The sequence below is a fragment of the Streptomyces sp. NPDC088812 genome (assembly GCF_044750285.1).
In the GTDB taxonomy this organism is placed as follows: domain Bacteria; phylum Actinomycetota; class Actinomycetes; order Streptomycetales; family Streptomycetaceae; genus Streptomyces.
Map to the genome: position 1 here is coordinate 216,526 of NZ_JBIVJP010000017.1, position 19,387 is coordinate 235,912.

Annotated in this window: 16 protein-coding genes and 2 pseudogenes; 5 read left to right on the top strand and 13 right to left on the bottom strand. The window is 73.0% G+C overall.

Going from position 1 to position 19,387, the window contains the following annotated elements; all coding sequences use genetic code 11:
* Positions 1-196: 196 nt before the first annotated feature.
* From ACIP67_RS28215 to ACIP67_RS28235, 5 genes are all read right to left on the bottom strand, one after another.
* Positions 197-1,738, bottom strand: a complete 1,542-nt coding sequence (locus ACIP67_RS28215) for an SDR family NAD(P)-dependent oxidoreductase (RefSeq protein ID WP_401695650.1) — start codon at positions 1,736-1,738, stop codon at positions 197-199.
* A 102-nt stretch (positions 1,739-1,840) separates the two neighbouring features.
* On the bottom strand, positions 1,841-3,163 hold the full coding sequence (locus ACIP67_RS28220) for a wax ester/triacylglycerol synthase family O-acyltransferase (RefSeq protein ID WP_401695652.1): 1,323 nt from the start codon (positions 3,161-3,163) through the stop codon (positions 1,841-1,843).
* 158 nt (positions 3,164-3,321) lie between these two features.
* The gene (glgC, locus tag ACIP67_RS28225; RefSeq protein ID WP_401695653.1) at positions 3,322-4,542 is read right to left on the bottom strand and encodes a glucose-1-phosphate adenylyltransferase; all 1,221 of its coding nucleotides are present in this window, start codon (positions 4,540-4,542) and stop codon (positions 3,322-3,324) included.
* Between the two features lie 52 nt (positions 4,543-4,594).
* Positions 4,595-5,995, bottom strand: a complete 1,401-nt coding sequence (gene glgA, locus ACIP67_RS28230; protein WP_401695654.1) for a glycogen synthase — start codon at positions 5,993-5,995, stop codon at positions 4,595-4,597.
* Between the two features lie 63 nt (positions 5,996-6,058).
* Complete coding sequence (locus tag ACIP67_RS28235) at positions 6,059-6,223, bottom strand: hypothetical protein (RefSeq protein ID WP_401695655.1); 165 nt, start codon at positions 6,221-6,223, stop codon at positions 6,059-6,061.
* Between the two features lie 221 nt (positions 6,224-6,444).
* Here ACIP67_RS28235 and ACIP67_RS28240 point away from each other — a divergent pair, with 221 nt between their 5' ends.
* Positions 6,445-7,566 (top strand): DMT family transporter, encoded by a 1,122-nt coding sequence (locus ACIP67_RS28240; RefSeq protein WP_401695657.1) that lies wholly within the window; start codon positions 6,445-6,447, stop codon positions 7,564-7,566.
* On the opposite strand, the gene ACIP67_RS28245 is transcribed toward ACIP67_RS28240, so the two are convergent.
* Positions 7,556-8,785, bottom strand: coding sequence for a transglycosylase family protein (locus ACIP67_RS28245; RefSeq protein ID WP_401695658.1), 1,230 nt, complete (start codon positions 8,783-8,785; stop codon positions 7,556-7,558). The two genes, ACIP67_RS28240 and ACIP67_RS28245, sit on opposite strands and share 11 nt — an antisense overlap.
* A gap of 410 nt (positions 8,786-9,195) precedes the next feature.
* Here ACIP67_RS28245 and gndA point away from each other — a divergent pair, with 410 nt between their 5' ends.
* A complete protein-coding gene (gene gndA / locus ACIP67_RS28250; protein WP_401695660.1) occupies positions 9,196-10,635 on the top strand; it encodes an NADP-dependent phosphogluconate dehydrogenase in 1,440 nt (479 codons plus the stop codon).
* A 420-nt stretch (positions 10,636-11,055) separates the two neighbouring features.
* On the opposite strand, the gene ACIP67_RS28255 is transcribed toward gndA, so the two are convergent.
* The 4 genes from ACIP67_RS28255 to ACIP67_RS28270 form a co-directional block, all read right to left on the bottom strand.
* Positions 11,056-11,739 (bottom strand): aspartate/glutamate racemase family protein, encoded by a 684-nt coding sequence (locus ACIP67_RS28255; RefSeq protein ID WP_401695662.1) that lies wholly within the window; start codon positions 11,737-11,739, stop codon positions 11,056-11,058.
* Positions 11,740-11,741: 2 nt separating this feature from the next.
* Entirely contained in the window at positions 11,742-12,089 is a 348-nt protein-coding gene (locus tag ACIP67_RS28260) for a GNAT family N-acetyltransferase (RefSeq protein ID WP_401695663.1), read from the bottom strand.
* Between the two features lie 96 nt (positions 12,090-12,185).
* Positions 12,186-12,605 (bottom strand): aspartate 1-decarboxylase, encoded by a 420-nt coding sequence (panD, locus tag ACIP67_RS28265; protein ID WP_385064907.1) that lies wholly within the window; start codon positions 12,603-12,605, stop codon positions 12,186-12,188.
* 453 nt (positions 12,606-13,058) lie between these two features.
* Positions 13,059-13,463, bottom strand: a complete 405-nt coding sequence (locus ACIP67_RS28270; RefSeq protein WP_401695664.1) for a type II toxin-antitoxin system PemK/MazF family toxin — start codon at positions 13,461-13,463, stop codon at positions 13,059-13,061.
* A gap of 148 nt (positions 13,464-13,611) precedes the next feature.
* On the opposite strand from ACIP67_RS28270, the pseudogene ACIP67_RS28275 reads away from it, so the two are divergent.
* Positions 13,612-13,860 (top strand): annotated as a pseudogene (locus tag ACIP67_RS28275) (transposase); the annotation flags it as partial.
* A 201-nt stretch (positions 13,861-14,061) separates the two neighbouring features.
* Here ACIP67_RS28275 and ACIP67_RS28280 read toward each other — a convergent pair.
* The 3 genes from ACIP67_RS28280 to ACIP67_RS28290 form a co-directional block, all read right to left on the bottom strand.
* On the bottom strand, positions 14,062-14,385 hold the full coding sequence (locus tag ACIP67_RS28280; RefSeq protein WP_401695666.1) for a hypothetical protein: 324 nt from the start codon (positions 14,383-14,385) through the stop codon (positions 14,062-14,064).
* Positions 14,386-14,422: 37 nt separating this feature from the next.
* Positions 14,423-16,426: a glycoside hydrolase family 3 protein gene (locus ACIP67_RS28285; RefSeq protein ID WP_401695667.1), complete on the bottom strand. Its 2,004-nt coding sequence runs from the start codon at positions 16,424-16,426 to the stop codon at positions 14,423-14,425.
* A 551-nt stretch (positions 16,427-16,977) separates the two neighbouring features.
* Positions 16,978-17,901 (bottom strand): Rieske 2Fe-2S domain-containing protein, encoded by a 924-nt coding sequence (locus ACIP67_RS28290; RefSeq protein WP_401695676.1) that lies wholly within the window; start codon positions 17,899-17,901, stop codon positions 16,978-16,980.
* A 375-nt stretch (positions 17,902-18,276) separates the two neighbouring features.
* Between ACIP67_RS28290 and ACIP67_RS28295 the strand changes: the two genes are divergently transcribed.
* Together ACIP67_RS28295 and entE are read left to right on the top strand one after the other, a co-directional pair.
* Positions 18,277-19,071, top strand: a complete 795-nt coding sequence (locus ACIP67_RS28295) for a 2,3-dihydro-2,3-dihydroxybenzoate dehydrogenase (RefSeq protein WP_401695668.1) — start codon at positions 18,277-18,279, stop codon at positions 19,069-19,071.
* Between the two features lie 67 nt (positions 19,072-19,138).
* Positions 19,139-19,387 (top strand): annotated as a pseudogene (gene entE, locus ACIP67_RS28300) (2,3-dihydroxybenzoate-AMP ligase); the annotation flags it as partial.

Here is a 19,387-nt window from a genome sequence, read left to right on the forward strand (position 1 = left end):
GACGAGGACGGCTCACCGCCGGACCGGAACGGTTCACCGCCGGGCCGGGACGGTTCACCGCCGGGCCGGAACGGCTCACCGCCGGACCGGAACGGCTCACCGCCCGGCCGGGACGGTTCACCGCCGGTGGGAACGCATCACCGCCGACGGTGGCGGACGGACGCCGCGAGCGGGCCGACCGACGGTCGCCCTTCGCCTACCACTTGCCGGGTGCGTAGTCCTTCAGGAAGACGCCGTACAGGTCCTCGCCGGCCTCGCCGCGCACGACCGGGTCGTAGACCCGGGCCGCGCCGTCGACCAGGTCGAGCGGGGCGTGGAAACCCTCCTCGGCGAGGCGCAGCTTGTCGTAGTGCGGGCGCTCGTCGGTGATCCAGCCGGTGTCCACCGAGGTCATGAGGATGCCATCGGTCTGGAACATCTCCTGGGCGCTGGTCCGCGTCACCATGTTCATCGCCGCCTTGGCGGCGTTGGTGTTCGGGTGGCCCGCGCCCTTGTAGCCGCGGCCGAAGACGCCCTCCATCGCCGAGACGTTCACGACGTACGCGCGCCCGCTCGCCGCCTTCCGGGCGGCGGCGGCCATCGCCGGGCGGAGCTTGCTGATCAGGATGAACGGCGCCGTGTAGTTGCACAGCTGGGTCTCGAGGAGCTCCACCGGGGAGATCTGCTCGATGGTCTGCACCCAGGTGTTGGTGTCGACGACGTCGGGGACCAGGCCGCCCGCGTCGATGGCGGTGCCGTCGAGGTGCCGGGCGACGCTGGCGTTGCCGGCGACGAGGGCGAGGTCGGCGACCTTCTGCGCGTCCAGGCCGCTGATGCCGACGGGCAGTGCGGCAAGGCCGTCGACCGCACCGGAGTTGAAGGCGCCGATGACGTGGTGGGCGGGCAGTTCGCCGGCGGGCAGCGGGGCGCTCTCGCCCTCGACGAGGGCGGCGTAGGCGGAGGGCAGACGGCGTACGGTCTGCGTCGCGTTGTTGATGAGGATGTCGAGGGGGCCCGCCTCGGCGACCCGGTCGGCGAGGGCCACGGCCTGCGCCGGGTCGCGCAGGTCGATGCCGACGACCTCCAGACGGTGCATCCAGTCGGCCGAGTCGTCCATGGCCTTGAAGCGGCGGATGGCGTCCTTCGGGAAGCGCGTGGTGATCGTCGTGTGCGCGCCGTCGCGCAGCAGCCTGAGCGCGATGTACATGCCGATCTTGGCGCGGCCGCCGGTGAGCAGGGCGCGCTTGCCGGTGAGGTCGGTGCGGGCGTCGCGCCGGGCGCGGTTCTCGGCGGCGCAGTCCGGGCAGAGCTGGTGGTAGAAGTAGTCGACCTCGACGTACCGGCTCTTGCAGGTGTAGCAGGAGCGCGGGCGCTGGAGTATCCCCGCGATCCTGCCCTCCTCCGTGATCGAGGACGGCAGGATGCCCTCGGTCTCGTCGTCGATGCGCTGGGCCGAGCCGGTCGCGGTGGCCTCGGTGACCGCCTTGTCGTGCGCGGTCTTGGCGGCCCGGCGCTCCTGGCGGCGGCGCTGCTTGACCGTGCGGTAGACGCCGGCGGTGGCCCGGCGCACGGCGATGGCGTCGGGGTGGTCGACCTCCAGCTTGTCGAGCTCCTCGAGCACGGCCAGGCATACGGCGAGCCGCTCGGGGTCGATGCCGGGTCCGTACACGACCCCGTCGGCGGTCGCGTGCACGACCTCGTCGGCGGCCGTGCGCACGACCTCGTCCGTGGCCGTCGAGCCGCCCTCTGTCACCGTCATCGCGCTGCCGTTCCCTGCTCACCCGTGCGGCGCTCGGACCGCGCCCGCTGTCGAACGGGGAAGTCTACGGAGCGCCGGGCCACACCTCCAAACCCGTGCGGGTCAAGAGCCGCAGGCCGTGATGAGCGTCTCCACCTCCCCGGTCAGCGCCCGCGCGAACCGGTCGAGGTCGGGCACCGCCTCGGCGTCGGCGACCAGGCCGTAGTGGACGCGGCCGCGGTAGGTGGAGACGGCCACCGCCAGGGCCTGGCCGCGGGCGAGCGGGGCGTACGGGTAGACCTCGGTGACCGGGTTGCCGCCGAGCTTCAGGCCGAGGCTCGGCAGGGGCACGCTGGTGACCAGGATGTCGAACCAGAGCCGGGCGGCCTGGCCGACCAGGGGTCCGCCGAGGCGGTGGCCGAGGGCGGGGACGTGATCGGCGAGCAGGGCGACGGCGCCCGCGCCCCGGCCCGGTCCGGCGTCCTTGTTGCGGTCCATGGCGGCGCGGACCGCGGCGAGCCGCCCGAGCGGGTCAGAGTCGTCGACGGGGAGCCGGATCAGGTATCCGGAGAGCCGGTTGCCCTGCGGGTGCGCGGTGCGCGGACGGCGCCGGGAGACCGGGATGAGCGCGCGGGGCGCCACCCCCTCGCTGCCGTCGCCGCGTTCGTCGAGCCAGTGGCGCAGGGCGCCGGCCACGACCGCGATGAGGACGTCGTTGACGGTCCCGCCGACCACCTTGCGGACGCGGTGCACGTCGTCGAGGTCGAGGCTGACGCCGGCGGTGCGGCGGGTTCCGGTGGGTCCGGCGGTGAGCGCGGCCGTCGACTGCCGGCCCAGGGTGTGCACGGCGACGGAGGCGCCGATGTCGAGGGCGCGGCCCACGTCCGACAGGGCGCCGCGCAGCAGTCCGGGCAGTCGTCGCACGTCGGGCAGCGACGGGCGGTCCGGCCCGGCGGGCCGGGGCGTGGGCGCGGGCAGGTCCAACGGGTCCAGCACGGCCGCGGCGAGGGTCAGGGCGCGCAGGCCGTCGGCGAGGGCGTGGTGGAACTTGAACAGGACGGCGAAGCGCTCGCCGCCCTCCTCCGGCAGGACGTGGGCCTCCCAGAGCGGGCGGCCGCGCTCCAGCGGGCGCTCCATGAGCCGGCCGGCCGCGGCCTGGAAGTCGGCGGCCGGAGCGTGCAGCCGGACGTGGTGGAGGGGGTCGAAATCCGGGTCGGGCTCGCGCACCGCGCCGCCGAAGGCGAGGGGTTGCCAGACGTCCCGGATCCGCATGCGCAGTCCGGGGACGGCGGCCGCGCGGGCGGCGAGCAGATCGGCGGCGTGGGCGCCCGCGGAGGGAGAGGGCGCCGTGAACACGCCGAGGGCGCCGAGGTGCATGGGGTGCGCGGGCGACTCGATGTTCCAGAACGCCAGGTCGAGGGGTGCCAGCAGATCATCAGCAGTCACGGGCTTGCCTCGCGTCGACGACGGGTGAGGCAGCAGTCAATCGCCTTCGGGCGATTACGGTCAAGCACCATCATGTTACGCACAGTAAACAACTGGTGAAAGAGAAAGAGAGAGTGCGTGCAGGAGTCGCAGGACGGACGGGAATCCGACGGCAGAGGCTAGGACACCCGCTGGCCCTTCCCCAGGGCGATCACCCCGCCCTGGGACACGGAGTACAGCTCCGCGTCCCGCTCCGGGTTGACCCCGATGGTGGCCCCGGGCGGCACCTCGACGTTCTTGTCCAGGACCGCCCCGCGCACCACCGCGCCGCGGCCGATGTGGACGTTGTCGTGCAGGACCGAGCCCTGGACGACGGCCCCCGGATCGACCACCACCCCCGGTGACAGCACGGAGCGGGTGACCTGCCCCCGGATCAGGCAGCCCGCGCTGATGATCGACTCTCCGGCGATGCCGCCCGCGTTGAAGCGGGCCGGGGACAACTGGTTGGAGTGGGTGTAGACGGGCCAGCTGCGGTTGTACAGGTTGAACGCGGGGCGCTCGGCGATCAGGTCCATGTGGGCGTCGTAGTACGCGTCGAGCGTCCCGACGTCCCGCCAGTAGCCCTGGTCGCGGGTGGTCTCGCCGGGGACGTGGTTGTCGCCGAAGTCGTACAGTCGGGCCTGGCCGCGCCGGGTGAGCTGGGGCAGGATGGAGGCGCCCATGTCGTGCACGGAAGCCTCGTCCTCGGCGTCGCGGTGGAGCGCCTCGATGAGCGCCTTGGTGGTGAAGACGTAGTTGCCCATGGAGGCGAACACGCACTCCGGGTCGTCGGCGAGGCCCGGCGGGTCGGCGGGCTTCTCCAGGAAGCGCTCGACCGTCTGCCCGTCCGAGCCCGGGGTGATGACGCCGAAGGACGACGACTCCGCACGCGGCACCCGTAACCCGGCCACCGTGACGCCCGCCCCGCTGTCGATGTGCTGGGTGAGCATCTGGCGGGGGTCCATGCGGTAGACGTGGTCGGCTCCGAACACGGCGACGTACTCGGGCTGTTCGTCGTGGATCAGGTTCAGCGACTGGAGGATGGCGTCCGCGCTGCCGAGGTACCAGCGCGGGCCGAGCCGCTGCTGGGCCGGGACCGGGGTGATGTAGTTGCCGAGCAGGCTGGACATCCGCCAGGTGGTGGTGATGTGCCGGTCCAGCGAGTGCGACTTGTACTGCGTCAGGACGCAGATGCGCAGGATGTCCGCGTTGACGAGGTTGGACAGCACGAAGTCGACGAGCCGGTAGGTGCCGCCGAAGGTGACCGCGGGCTTCGCGCGGTCCGCCGTGAGGGGCATCAGACGCTTGCCCTCGCCGCCCGCCAGCACGATTCCGAGAACCGAAGGTCCCCCACGACGCATCGCCGCTCCCCTCACCCGAGTCGTGCACCATGGTTGCCCCGTACGGGGCGCGCTACGCCTGTTTGACGATCTCCTCGTACACCCGGACCGTGCGCCGGGCCACCGCGTCCCAGCCGAACTCGCCCACCGCGCGGACCCGTCCGGCCTCGCCCATACGGCGCGCCGCCTCCGGGTCGCCGAGGACGGAGTCCAGCGCCCGCGTGAGACCCGCCTCGAACTCCTCGCCCCCCTCCCCCGGGGGGACCAGCAGCCCGGTCACCCCGTCCTCGACGACCTCGGGGATGCCACCGACCCGCGAGGCCACGACGGGTGTGCCGCAGGCCATCGCCTCCAGGTTGACGATCCCGAGGGGTTCGTACACCGACGGGTAGACGAACACGGCCGCGTGCGTGAGGAGTTGGACGACCTCCGGGCGCGGCAGCATCCGCGGGATCCAGTACACGCCGTCCCGGGCCCGGCCCAGTTCCTCGAACAGTTCGCGGAACTCCCGGTCGATCTGGGGTGTGTCGGGCGCGCCCGCGCACAGCACGACCTGGGCCGCCGGGTCGATGTCCCGGACGGCCCGCAGCAGATGGGGGACGCCCTTCTGGCGGGTGATCCGGCCGACGAACAGCACGTACGGGCGGGACGGGTCGAGGCCGACACGGGCGAGGGCGTCGGTGCCGTGGTCGGGCCGGTACAGGGCGGTGTCGATGCCGTTGTGCACGACGTGGACCCGGTCCGCGTCCAGGGCCGGGTAGCAGGCCAGGACGTCCTCGCGCATCGCGCCGGAGACCGCGATCACCGCGTCGGCGGCCTCCACGGCCGTCCGCTCGGCCCAGCCGGAGAGGGCGTACCCGCCGCCGAGCTGCTCGGCCTTCCAGGGGCGCAGGGGCTCCAGCGAGTGGGCGGTCAGCACGTGCGGGACGCCGTACAGCTCCTTGGCGAGATGACCGGCCAGGTTGGCGTACCAGGTGTGGGAGTGGACCAGCTCGCGGCCTTCGAGGGCGGCGGCCATGGCGAGGTCGACGGAGAAGGTGCGCAGGGCGTCGTTGGCCCCGTCGAGGGCGGACCAGGGGCGGTGGCGCAGCACCCCGGCCGCCCGGTCCGCCGAGGACCCCTCGCCCCAGCAGTGCACGTCGAGGTCGACCAGGTCCCGCAGCTCGCGGGCGAGGAACTCGACGTGGACGCCCGCGCCGCCGTACACGTCCGGGGGATACTCCCGGGTCAGCAGTCCCACTCGCACCCGGAATCCTCCGATCGCCGCGGCCGGTTCCCTCATGGTCACCCAGACGGGGCGCGCGGGGAAGAGCGCGGGGCTCGGGAAGCAGGAGTCCCCGCAGACGCCCGCGCCGGGCACCCGGTAGGAGAGGCAGCAGCTGCGGCGCCGGAAAGCGGTGCCGGTGCGGATGCCGGTGTCCGCGAGCAGGGGGTGGGCGAACAGCTCCGCGGTCAGGGCGCGGGAGCGGGCCACGACGTCCGTACGGCCGTGCGCCCGCGCCCACTCCTCCAGCCCGCGGGCCGCTCCAGCCAGCGCCTACGCGGCGTTGCCGCGCAGCAGCCCCGGGGCGACGGGATGGCGGGCGCGCAGGGCCGCCGCCAGCGGTTCGAGGGCGGGATCCGGGAATCCGGAGACCGGGCGCGGGATCCGGGAATCCGGAGACCGGGCGATCGGACGACAACCGTCGGCAACCATCGGCATCCGGTGGCATCCGGTGGCATCCGGTGGCATCCGGTGGCATCCGGCGAATATCACCCCCCTTGGGGAGGACTGTGGTCGCCTCGTACTCCATCGGCAGTAGGACCCATTGAGTGCTCAGGTACGACGACGGGAACAGATCGACAAGGCATCGTGTTGAGTATGGAAGCCGACCGTTCGCCGCGCCGGGCCCCGGCCCCCCGCCTCGCGCAGAGGAGCAGCTCATGAGCGCCCTCGCGTTGTCCGTGGTCCTGTCACTCGTGTCCGCGGTCGCCTACGCGGCCGGGGCGATCGTGCAGGAGCAGGTCGCGGTCTCCTCCCCCGAAGAGCAGTACGCGCCGCTGCGCCGGCCGGCCTGGTGGGCGGCGGTGGGGCTGAACTGCCTGGGCGGTCTGCTGCACGTCGTGGCGCTCGCCTACGGTCCCCTCAGTCTGGTCCAGCCGCTGGGCGCGCTGACGATCGTGGTCGCCCTGCCGATGGCCGCCCTCTTCGTGGGCCGCAGGGCCGGGGCGACGGCCTGGCGGGGCGCCATCATGGCGACGGTCGGTCTCGCCGGTCTGCTGTCCCTGGTCGGCGCGGCCGACGCGCAGTCGCTCAGCACCCCGCAGCGGGTGGGCGCCGCGGTCGTCACCGGCGGCGCGGTGGTGGCCCTGATGGTCGCCGGGCGGGCGGCGCACCGGCACCCGGCGGTGCGCAGCATGCTGCTGGCGACCGCGTCCGGCATAGCCTTCGGCATGTCGTCGGTGTTCACCAAGACCGTCGCCGTCGACTGGACCGGTGGCGTCTCGGCGGCCGACCTGCCGTCCCTCGCCGTGATCGGCGTGCTGGCCACGGCCGGCATGCTGCTGTCGCAGGCCTCCTACAAGGGCGGCGGTCTCGCGGCCCCGCTGGCGACGCTGACCGTGGTGAACCCGGTGGTGGCGGCCGCGGTCGGCATCACGATGTTCGGCGAGACCTTCCGCTACGGCAGCACGGGCACCGTGCTGGCGCTGAGCTGCGGCGTGGTGGCGGCCGGTGGCCTGATCCTCCTGACGACCGAGCGGCTCGCGGGCCCCGGGCCGGAGCCCCGGCCCGAGCCGGAGCAGGTCTCCGCGGCCGCGGGCGGGCTGCCCGGCGGTTCCCCGGAGCCGCAGGGCGCGGCGCCACGGGAAGAGGCCGTACGGGAGGCCCGGGCGGGCGAGGTCCGCGAGGGCGCGTTCGTACCGGCCCAGACCCGGGGCGAGCCGGTGGCGGCGGCGTCCGACGACACCGCCGAACCGCAGGCCGCCGGGTACGTACCGGTCTACGGCGGCCCGTACGTCCCGATGCCCGTCCTCGTCCGGCACCGCGTGCGTATCAGATCGTGACGCCGCCGGCCCGCAGGTAGGCCACCGGATCGATGTCCGTACCGAATCCGGGCCCGGTCCGCACCTCGAAGTGCAGGTGCGGGCCCGTGCTGTTGCCCGTGGAGCCGGAGCGGCCGATGCGCTGACCGGCGCCGACCGACTGCCCGTCCCGCACGGAGATCGCGGACAGGTGCGCGTACTGCGAGTAGCGGCCGTCGGAGTGCCGGATGACGACCTGGTAGCCGAACGAACCCTCCCAGCCGGCGCTCACCACCTTGCCCGCCGCCACGGCCTGCACGGACGTGCCGGTGGCGACGGGGAAGTCGACGCCGGTGTGGTAGCCCTTCGACCAGGAGGAGCCCGTGGCGTGGTACGGCGTGCCCGTGGCCGCGCTGACCGGGGCGACGAGGGCGTGACCGGTCGACGACTTCTTCTTCCCGGTCGCCTTCTTCTCCGCGCTCTTGCCCGCGCCGCTCTTCTGCTGGGTGCTCTTCGTCTTGCCGTCCTGCTTGCCGGTCGTCGCCTTGCTGTCCGCCGCCCCGGTGCCCGAGGAGCTCTGCTGCAGCGCCAGCCGCTGGCCCGGCACGATCAGGTCGGGGTCCGCGCCGATGGTCGCCCGGTTGCCGGCGTACAGCCGCTGCCAGCCGCCGCGGACGTCCTGTTCGTCGGCGATACCGGAGAGGGTGTCGCCGCGCACCACCGTGTACATCTCGGCGGTGCCTGCCCGGGACTGGGGCGTGGCCTGCGGCTGGACGTCCTTGAGCGAGTTCTTGGCCGTTTTCCCGGCGGTTTTCCCGGCTGTCTCCGTCTTCCCGGCGGTCTTCTTCGCCGTGCCGCCGGGGTCGATGTCGGGGGTGCCGCCGCCCCGGGTCAGTCCGGCGCGGACCGAGCAGGTGGGCCAGGCGCCGGGGCCCTGGCCGTCGAGCACCTTCTCGGCCACGGCGATCTGCTGGTCCTTGGTGGCGAGGTCGGCGCGCGGCGCGTACCGGGTGCCGCCGTACGCCTCCCAGGTGGACTGGGTGAACTGCAGCCCGCCGTAGTAGCCGTTGCCGGTGTTGATGTCCCAGTCGTTGCTCGACTCGCACGCGGCTACCTTGTCCCAGGTGCCCACGTCGGCCGCCTGCGCGGCGCCGGTTCCGATGAGCGGGAGGGCCATGCCGGCACCGCCCGCCGTGACGGTGAGCGAGGCGCGGTTGATCCTGTTCGGCTGATACCGGCGGTGCCGGCCGCGTACGGCCATGGAGATCCCCCTCGACATGCGTCAGGAGGGGCAAAAGTAAGGGCTGTCAAGCGGCCGGGACAAGACGACTATCGGCCGCCCTGTCTCAACTCGACCGGTACGCGCCCCTTGTTGCGCGACGGTGGGACACAGGAGACCCGAGAGCCGGGCCCACGCCGGCCGGCACGCGCGGGGGACGGGCGCGCCGCCGTGTCAGGACGTGCGGTCGGCCCCCCGCCACGCCAGGATGGTCGGCGGGCGGGCCGAGACCGACGGAGAACGAACGGCGTGGGACCGACGGAGAACGAGCGGTGTGGGACCGACGGAGAACGAGCGGCGGGACCGGCACCACCGAGCACAGGACCCCACCGCACCGAGCAGGACCACCAGGACCACCAGGACCACCAGGACCCCCTGAAGGAGCCAACAGCATGAGCACGTCAGCCCAGATCGGCGTCACGGGACTCGCGGTCATGGGCCGCAATCTCGCGCGCAACTTCGCCCGCAACGGCTATGCGGTCGCCGTGCACAACCGGACGGCGGCGCGCACGCACGCGCTGGTGAAGGAGTTCGGGCACGAGGGCGATTTCGTCGCGGCCGAGACCGCCGAGGAGTTCGTGGCGGCGCTGGAGCGGCCCCGCCGCCTGGTGATCATGGTCAAGGCCGGAGGGCCGACCGACGCGGTGATCGAGGAGTTCGCCCCGCTCCTGGAGCCCGGCGACATGATCATCGACGGGGGCAACGCGCACTTCGCCGACACCCGGCGCCGGGAGCGCGAACTGCGCGAGCGGGGCATCCACTTCGTCGGCACCGGCATCTCCGGCGGTGAGGAGGGCGCCCTGCACGGACCGAGCATCATGCCGGGCGGCTCCACGGAGTCGTACACCTCACTGGGCCCCATGCTGGAGAGGATCTCCGCGAAGGCGGCGGACGGGGCGCCCTGTGTGACCCACGTCGGTCCCGACGGAGCCGGGCACTTCGTGAAGATGGTCCACAACGGCATCGAGTACGCGGACATGCAGCTGATCGGCGAGGCGTACCAACTGCTGCGCGACGTCGCCGGATACTCCCCCGCCGAGATCGCGGACGTCTTCCGCACCTGGAACACCGGCCGGCTCGACTCCTACCTCATCGAGATCACGGCCGAGGTGCTGTCGCACGTGGACGCGGCGACGGGGGCGCCCTTCGTGGACGTGGTGGTGGACCGGGCGGAGCAGAAGGGCACCGGCCGCTGGACCGTGCAGATCGCGCTGGACCTCGGCGTACCGGTGTCGGGCATCGCCGAAGCCGTCTTCGCGCGCTCGCTGTCGGGCCACGCGGCACTGCGGGAGGCGTCCCGGGGGCTGGCCGGGCCGAAGCCGGCCGCGCTGGACCGGGCCGAGGCGCAGGCCTTCGCGGACCGGGTGGAGCAGGCGCTGTACGCCTCGAAGATCGTGTCGTACACGCAGGGCTTCCACCAGATCGCCGCGGGCAGCGACGAGTACGGCTGGGACATCGACCTCGGTGGTGTCGCCGCGATCTGGCGGGGCGGATGCATCATCCGGGCGGCCTTCCTCGACCGGATCCGCGCCGCGTACGACGCGCGGCCGGACCTGCCCAGCCTGCTGTCGGACGAGACGTTCGCCTCGGAGATCGCCGCCGCGCAGGACCCGTGGCGCGAGGTGCTGGTGTCCGCGACGCTCCAGGGCGTGCCCGCCCCGGGGTTCGCGGCGGCGCTCGCCTACTACGACGCGCTGCGCGCCGAGCGGCTGCCCGCGGCCCTCACCCAGGGGCAGCGGGACTTCTTCGGGGCGCACACGTACCGGAGGGTCGACCGGGACGGGGCGTTCCACACCCTGTGGGGCGGGGACCGGTCGGAGGTGCCGGCGTAGGCGCCCGAGGGGCGTTCACGCCGTGCTCGGCGGGGGCGCAGGTGCCCGCGCCCCCGTCGGCCGCGGCCGTTCCGCGTCCCCACACCCGGTCAGCTCAGCGGCGGTCCCGGTTCCGGGTCGGGGACCGGCTCGGGGCCCGGCGGGATCGGGGACGGGGAGGGCTCCGGGGGCGGGCCCGGGTGGGGCGGGGCCGGGGAGGGAGTGGGGCCGGGGTACGGCGGGACCGGCGCCGGGGTGGGGTTCGGGCCCGGCGGCGGCTCGGGGGGCGGGACCGGAGTGGGATAGGGCTCCGGACCCGGTGTCGGCGGGGGCTGTACGGGGTCGGACTGCGGGCTGGTCATGGTGTCCTCACGTCCTCCGGCCAGTGGTGCAGCGTGGCGCTGGACTACTCCTCCGCGTACCCGGAGGGCGCGCGGACAGTCACCCGCCGGTGGCAGCGGGTGCGCCCGCCGGGGCCTCCGCGCCCGTTCCCTCGTCCCCCCGCGCCGCCCGCGCTCCCGCCGCCAGCCCCATGCGGGGGCTGCTCAGCACCGGTACCGGGGTCCGCGTGAGCCGCTGGGCCGGGGCCATGGAGCCCTGGGCGAGGAGGACGGCGTCGGCGTCCTCGACCGCGTCGGCCGCTTCGGCGACGAGTCGGGCACAGCCCTCCGTGTCGCCGGCCGCGAAACGGGACCAGGCGCCGTCGACGAGGACCGTGCGGACGTGCACGGCGCGTTCCGCGCGGCGGGCCTCCTCCTCGAGCAGCCCGACGGTCGGCTCGAAGGTGCTCTCCACGGTCGCGAGGACGACGACGCGCGGACCGGCGGCGACCGCCGCGGCGGCCATGGGCCGGTCGGTGCGCACCACCGGCACCCGCGCACCGGCCGCCTCCGCCACCGCGCCGAGGGTCGAGCAGGTGCACAGCACCGCCCGTGCCCCCTCGGCGACGGCCCGGTCGAGCACGGCCCGTACGTCGGCGGCGACCGCGTCGGGACCGTGCGCGCGGGCCCGGGACAGCAGGTCCTCGTCGACGAAGTGCCGCAGCTCCAGGCCCGGGTGGTCCTCGTCACGCAGGGCCTCGAAGACCGGGACGTGGAGCGGCGAGGTGTGCAGGAGGGCCAGCACCCTCAGAACCGCCCGGGGTGCGCGCGCAGCCAGTCCTTGGCCGCGGCGAGCAGCGCGGGGTCGGCCACCGGAGCCTCCTCGGGGTGACGCTCGGCCCACTTCACGACGTAGGGGCACAGCGGCGCGACCGGTGTCTCCTCACGTGCGGCGAGGACGTACAGCTCACGGGCGAGGGACCCCGCGATGCCCTGGCCCTCGTGGGCCGGTTCGACGATGGTGTGCACCGGGACCAGGGCGCGGCCGGGCGACTCCAGCACGAAGTACTCGATACGGCCGACCACGTCGCCGTCCTCGTCGAGGGCTTCGAGGCGGCCGGCCGCCCGGTCGTCGCGGATCCGGATGTCGCTCATGGGCACGCTCCTGGGGCGAGGGAGGGTGGGGATGCGGTGGGTACGGCGGATGCGGCGGATGCGGCGGCCGCCGCGGTGGCGGGCCGGCCGGAACGGTCAGACCGACACGGCCTGCGGGCTGCGCTCCTGGTCGGAGCCCGGTACCGGCTCGGCGGGGTCGGCACCCAGGCTCACGATGCGGTTGTCGCGGTCCACGTGCACGACCCTCGGCTGCATGGTCCGTGCCTCGGCGTCGGTCACCTGAGCGTAACTGATGATGATCACCAGGTCTCCGGGGTGCACGAGGTGGGCTGCGGCCCCGTTGATCCCCACGACACCCGAACCGCGCTCGCCCTCGATGACGTACGTCTCCAGCCGCGCCCCGTTGGTGATGTCCACGATGTGGACCAGCTCACCGGGCAGCAGGTCGGCGGCGTCCAGCAGGTCGGCGTCGATGGTCACCGATCCCACGTAGTGCAGGTCGGCCTGGGTGACGGTGGCGCGGTGGATCTTGGACTTGAACAGAGTACGCAGCACTTTGGACTCCTGGAAGACGGCTCCCTGCCTGCTTTGTGCAGGTCAAGGGCGGTCTTCACTCTACACGGGCACGCGTCGGAGTCGACGATTGTGGGGAACATCGCTTCACTCCGGCGAGCAGGCTCCGCACCTGGGCCTCAGCGCGAACCAGGTGGGTCGTGAAATCGCCGCCCATGCACCTGCTCGGACGCTTTTCGCGGAATGCGCAGGACTGATGCTGACGAAACGCTGACCTGACTGACGGAACGTCAGGCACATAAGAAACGTTGGCGGGTCACTTCCCAGCACAAGGCCGGCGCCAGCAGGACCGGGCGGCTGGCCGGTCAGCGCCAGCCTCCTGATACTCCAGCCGTAGATCGTGATCTTGCTGGTGTGGGACGCCGCGGAGATGGCCAGCGTTGATCATCCGGACGAGATCACCCACCCCATCGGCGGCGTCCGTCCCTGGCCCGCTTACTCCAGTCCGCCGAGGCGGAGGGCATCCTTCATCTCGCTGAGCTTCGCGGCTGCCGTCGCGGTCCAGTCCTGCGGCTGTCCAGCAACACGGAGGGCGTCCTCGATCTCCCTGAGCTTCACGGAGGACAGCACGCCTGCCCGCTCGACCAGGTCGTCCCGGGACACGATGGTCAGCCACGTGCAAGGGGTGAAGCCTGGACGCGGGAACGCGAACCGCAGCACGCCTTCAAAGGGCAGTCCTTCCGTGGCGCCCACGGCCACTTCGATGCCCAGACCGCTGATGTCGACGCCCGCCGGAGCGACAACCTGCATCGCCCGGAGCCCGGACGCCTCGTCTCCCGGCAGCAGCACGACCGGCCGTCGCTCATCGAACTCGACCCACCAGACTTCGCCGTGTTGCATATGTCCTCCTGGCACGATCTGCGGTGAGGGCGCTGTGAAAACGGGTGCGGCCACCGTTGATCATCGGTGTGTGAAGACTGGAGATCATGCGGTGGCCGCAGGTCACAGCGTAGACCGTGCACGGTGGCAGGAGTCATTCGAGGGCCTGATGCATCGGATCGCGAGCCGCTTCGCGCGGGTTGAACCCCGGCGCCGGGTGCAGGACTTGGTCCTTGGACTGCTCTCGGACCTGCCGCGCAAGAACTGCTGGACCATAGCCGAGCACATCCGGGACACCACCCCGGACGGGCTGCAGCACCTGCTCGGGCGGGCAAAGTGGGACGCCGACCTGGCCCGCGACGACCTGCACGGCTACGTGCTGGAGCATCTGGCGGACGAGCAGGCCGTGCTCGTGGTGTAAGAGACCGGCGACCTGAAATTCCGTACGCGTTGAACGGGTGCGGTGTGTTCCTGCCGGCGGCTTCGCGGGGCCGGCCGGGAAGTTCGGCGGCACGGTACGCGGCGGGAATGCCTCACCGGATCGGATCCACGATCCGGCGGCCGCACACCGAACGGTCCGAATTCCCTCGGCCGACCCGGAGTTCCCTTGGGAAAGCTCTCAAACGCCGCTCTCGGCCGGCACCGCGCTCTGCAGGAAGTCGAGGTAGCGGCTCGCGAGCCGTCCGCTCTCCGGACCGGTCCCGATCCGGGCGAGCGAGAGGGGCCTGAGCGGCACATGCGGGAATCCGGGTTGGCAGAGCGACAGGTCGGCGTCGGCGGGCCGCCGGGCGAGCAGGCTCCGCAGCCGTGCGCCGAGCTCCGCGGGCGAGGCGGCGTGCCGCGCCGCGTCCCGGTGGGCCTTCCGGGGAGGGACGAGGCCGGGGGCGTCGTCGAGCCCGGAACTGCTGTGCGGAACCGCCAGGGCCCTCCCTGCCGCGGGCACCGGGAGCGGTGCCCGCGGCCGTGGTCGGGTGAGCCCGTCACCGCCCCTTCGAGGGGAGGTAGTGCAGGCCGTAGCCGCGTTCGTACAGCGGGTGTGCGGTGTCGTCGGGGACGTCGCCGAGTTGTGCCTCCACCTCCTCCTGGGAGGACGGCAGTTCGAAGGGCAGCTCTCCGCCCGGGCTGCGCTTGCCGAAGACGGTGTCGAGCAGCACGCCGTCGGAGACCCCGAAGTTGGCCAGTACGGCGTCGGCGGTGCGTGCCACGTCGGTGAGGACGAGCGGCCGGTCCAGTTCGGGGATCGCTACGGTCGGGACACCGCTGCTCACGGCCTTCTGAAGGGCCTGGTAATCGGGCTCGGAACCGCTGAACTCCAGGCCCGTGAGGTCTGATCCGCCCCTCGGGTCGGCGAGTCGCACCAGGGCCAGATCGGCGTCGGCCGGGTCGTCGACCACGTTCAGACCACGGGCCTCGGCCTCGTCGGCGGAGACTCCGTAGAGGTACACGTCACGGACCTCGCCCCGGCTCGCGGGCAGTGTCCGGTCGTCGTTCTTCAGCAGGGTCAGCGAGTCGGCCTGCGCCTGGTCTCCCACCGCCTGGAAGGAGGCGTTGCCGACGAGACGGCCGGCGGCCTCCTCGTCCACGTACGGGTTCTCGAACAGGCCCAGTTGGAATTTCTGTTCCAGCACTCGCCGGGCGGCCTCGTCCACCCTCTTCTCGGTGACCAGTTCCTGCCGGACGGCCTGGACCACGTAGGAGGGCTGGTCGCTGCCGCCGATCTGGTCGACGCCGGCGTTCAGGGTGAGCGCGGTGCGTTCGAGGACGGTCCGGCTCTCCGCGCCCCACGGCATGCCGACGCCCCACGGTCCGATGAAGGACGCCGGCGGCCGGGTGTTCCGGCACTGCTCGGGGCAGTCGCCGGTGATGCCCCAGTCGGAGACGATGACCCCGTCGAAGCCGTAGGTGCCCCTCAGCAGGTCCTTCAGCAGGTACGAGTTGAAGCCCGCCCCCACCTGCTCCAGCTCGTGTCCCTTGTACGTCAGGTCCTTGAGGATGGAGTACGTGGGCATGATGCCGGAGGTGTTCGCGGCGAACGCGCCCTTGAACGGCGTGATGTGGTCCTGGAAGTCGTCGCCCGGGAAGGCGGCGTAACGGCCGTAGTAGTAGTGGCTGTCGTATCCGTTCTCCTGGGCTCCGTAGCCCACCCAGTGCTTGGTGACGGTGGCGACGCCGTCCGTCCCCAGCCCCTTGGAACCGCCCTGCATCCCCGTGACATAGGCGTTCACCTGTCGCGCGGCGTCCTGCGGATCGGAACCGAAGGTGCCGCTGATCCTGGTCCAGCGGGGCTCGGTGGCGATGTCCGCCTGCGGTGACAGCGCCTCGGCGATGCCGACGGCCCGGTACTCGCGGCGGATGATGTCGCCCAGTTCCCGGGTGAGTCCGGGGTCGTCCGCCGCGGCGATGCCGATGGCGTCGGGCATGGCGGTCGTACCGGATCCGGCGACGGTCTGGCCCTCGACCACCGAGAAGCCGTTGCGCGGATCGGTGGAGATCACCACGGGGATGCCGAGCCGTTGCTTCTCGGCGATCGCCTGCACGCTGTTGTTGGCCGCGGCGACCTTCTCGGGGTCCTTCGACAGGCGCGTGATGGCGGTGGTGACGTGGCGGTCGCCGACGAGTGCGGTCGTCCCGGCCGTGTCGTAGCCGTCACCCGAGGTGGGGAGATTGCCGTGCACCAGGAGTCCGGCCTTCTCCTCCAGGGTCATCCGGGACAGCAGGTCCCGGGCGCGCTCGGTGTCGCTCAGACGCCAGTCCTCGTAGGGGGTGAGCCGGCCGTTGCGGTCCAGGTCGCGGAAGCGGATGCCGTCCTGGCCGAGGATCGGTACGTCCCGTGAGCCGAGCCGGGGCTGCGCGGACGCATGTCCATGGGCGGCGGCCGGCGGGGTGAGCACGCTCGCCTGGGCCATGAGCGCGGCGACGGTGGCGATGGCGGCTCCCACGGACAGCCGTCTCCGGCCGACCGTGGTGTGAATACGTGAACGCATGGGTTCCTCTCCGTCGAGGTCCATCTGGGTGCGTACGCAGGCCTCCTGGCAGCGGCGACAGGCGTAGGGAAGGGAGGAGGCCGGAGGACGACGCCTTCATGCTGTGAATCGACACGTCACTGAAGCGCCTTCAACGTAGGATCACTGTGCAGGTATGACAAGAGGTGTGACGTCGTCAGCGACCCGGCGAGTTCAACTCATGTCGCCGCGGGCCGGTCGAGGGCGTGCGTCGTCGCCTTCCCTCGGTGCCTCCGGCCGCGGACGTCGAGCCGCGCCTAAACGGATGAAGGGCCGCGCCACCGCTGCGGCCCGCGGCAGCCCGCGTCCGCTGCGCGGCCCGGCCACCGCCGACGTCCGACATCAGCCGGCCTGCCCGACCGTGGGGCCGGAGGGCGCCGCCGCGCGGGAGGGCGGTGATCCGGACCGGGCGCCGGTCGGCGAGCCCCTTGCTTCTCCAGCGCGGAGAGTCGGGGCGGCCCCGGTGCCTGCTCAGCTTCACCCCGGGGTCCGGGGGCAGCGCCCCGGACGGTGCGGGAGGTGCGGGCCGGCTGTCAGCCGGCCCGCCCGTGGGCGCTTTCCGTCTCCGTTCCGCTCCATTCGCCGTTGGCCTCCCGACCGTCCCGGCGCAGGCGCACCTCGACGTGTCCGTCGCGGATGCGGGTGTCGAAGGCGGGCTGGGGTGCGGTGGCGGGGCCGCGCACGTTCCAGCCGTCCGAGAGGCGGAACACGCTGCCGTGCCACGGGCACCGGACGCACCCGTCGGCGACCGTGCCCTCCGACAGGGGACCCGCGAGATGGCTGCACCGTTCGGCCAGGGCGTGGATCGTCCCGCCGGATTCGCGGACGACCAGGACCGGCACGTCGTCCACGACACGCCGTACGGGCTGCCCGGCCGGGAACTCGGAGACGCCGCCGACCCGGTGCCAGACGTCCCGGATCACGTGCGGGACCTCTTCGGCGTGATTGGCGCCGGACGCCTGGCGGTAGGCGAGATGACCGCCCAGCATGCCGCCCAGTCCGACCGCCGTCAGGCCCAGGAAGCCGTACGTCCGGCCGGCTCCCGTACGTCCCTTGAGGCGGCAGGCGAGGGAGGCCGCGTACAGTCCCACGGCCGCGCCGTTCGCCAGGGCGTGCACCAGGCCCACGCGTGACTGCTCCTGGTGCAGTTCCGCCCAGTCCACGGCGCCCGCCAGCGCGGCGGGTACGGCCGCGGCCAGGCCGACGCCCACGAGCAGGCCCGCCTCACGGGAACGGCCGGGCCGCAGGTCCAGCACGGCCGCGGACAGCCAGCTGCCGACCGGCACCTGCACCATCAGCGGATGCACCGGGTGCCCCAGCCACCTGCCGTGCAGCACGTCCCGGCCGGGCCCCAGCGGCAGGGAGCGGATTCCCGTCCGAAGGGCGGCGATCAGCTGATCGGCCCGTGGATCCCGTTCCAGACGGTCCAGGAGCCACAGCACTCGGCTCTGCTTCATCCGGCGGCGACGTGTCGTTGCGCTCATGCGCCGCCGGGTTCCACACTCGCGCGTCCGGCAAACGGGATGTGCACGTCCGGCAGGGCGTTCGCGCTTCGGGAGGTGGCGGATGCCCTGAAGACCGCCGATCAGGCCCCGGTCAGCCGACCCCCTACGGCACCGCCACTCGCCCGCCCCCGGCACCGCCCGTCCTGCGCGGCGGCGCCGGACCGCCCGTCCTGCCCGCCCCCGGCACCGCCCGTCCTGCGCGGCCCTGGCGACCGACCCGCCGCGTAGGTATGGTGAGCCACCCCTAACTTGCACGCTCTCGCTTCAGTCCAAGTGAGTCGGCACCAGTCCGCTCACCGCTCCGGCGTCGCCGGAAAGGATGGCCGAGTGAGTACCGAGCGGGATCTCGCCGGACGGCTCGCCCTGGTGACCGGGGCGGCCCGGGGTATCGGCGCCGCCGTGGTCGAGGTGCTGGCCGAACGCGGTGCGCGCGTCCTCGCCACCGACGTCGACGCACCCGCCGCCGAGGCGCTGGCCGTGCGGTACGGGGACCGGGTCGTCGCCCGCGCCCTCGACGTCACCGACGCCACGGCGGTGGAGGACGCCGTCGCCGAGGCCGAGCGCACCCTCGGCCCGCTGGACATCGTGGTCAACGTGGCCGGCATCCTGCGGGGAGCGTCCGTGGTCGAGCTGGACGACGCGGACTGGGCCGCCGTGTTCGCCGTCAACACCGACGGCGTCTTCCACGTCTCCCGCGCCGCGGCCCGCCGTATGACGTCGCGGGGCCGGGGCAGCATCGTCACCGTCGCCTCGAACGCGGCCGGCGTCCCGCGCAGCGGCATGGCCGCCTACGCCGCATCCAAGGCCGCCGCCGTGATGTTCACCAAGTGCCTGGGGCTGGAGGTCGCCCGGCACGGGGTGCGCTGCAACACCGTGTCCCCCGGCTCGACCCTGACCGACATGCAGCGCGCCCTGTGGGAGAGGTCCCCCGGCGGTGCGGAGGCGGGCCGGCGGGCCGTCCTGGACGGCGACCCGGACGCGTACCGCACCGGCATCCCCCTGGGGCGGATCGCCGAGCCGGTCGACGTCGCGCACGCCGTCGCGTTCCTCGTCTCCGACCGCGCCCGGCACATCACCCTGCACGACCTGTACGTCGACGGCGGTGCCACCCTCCGCGCCTGACCGCCCCGGTGGAGTGCCGCCGAGTTCCGTTCCCTCGTACCGTCCTGGACCCTGTGGGAGTCTCGCCGTGACCGTCGACCCGACATCCGCCCGCTCCGGCCCGTCCGCCGCCCGGCCCGGCCCGTCCGCCGCCCGGCCCGAGGCCGCCGACGCGCTCACCCCGGGCGTGGACTCCCCCACCTGGCCCGCGGAGTTCGCCGAGCGCTACCGCGCGGCCGGTTACTGGCGCGGTGAGACCTTCGGGGGCGTGCTGCGCGCCCGCGCGGCCGCCCATCCCGACCGGATCGCCCTGGTCGACCCGGCGCCCGAACGCCGC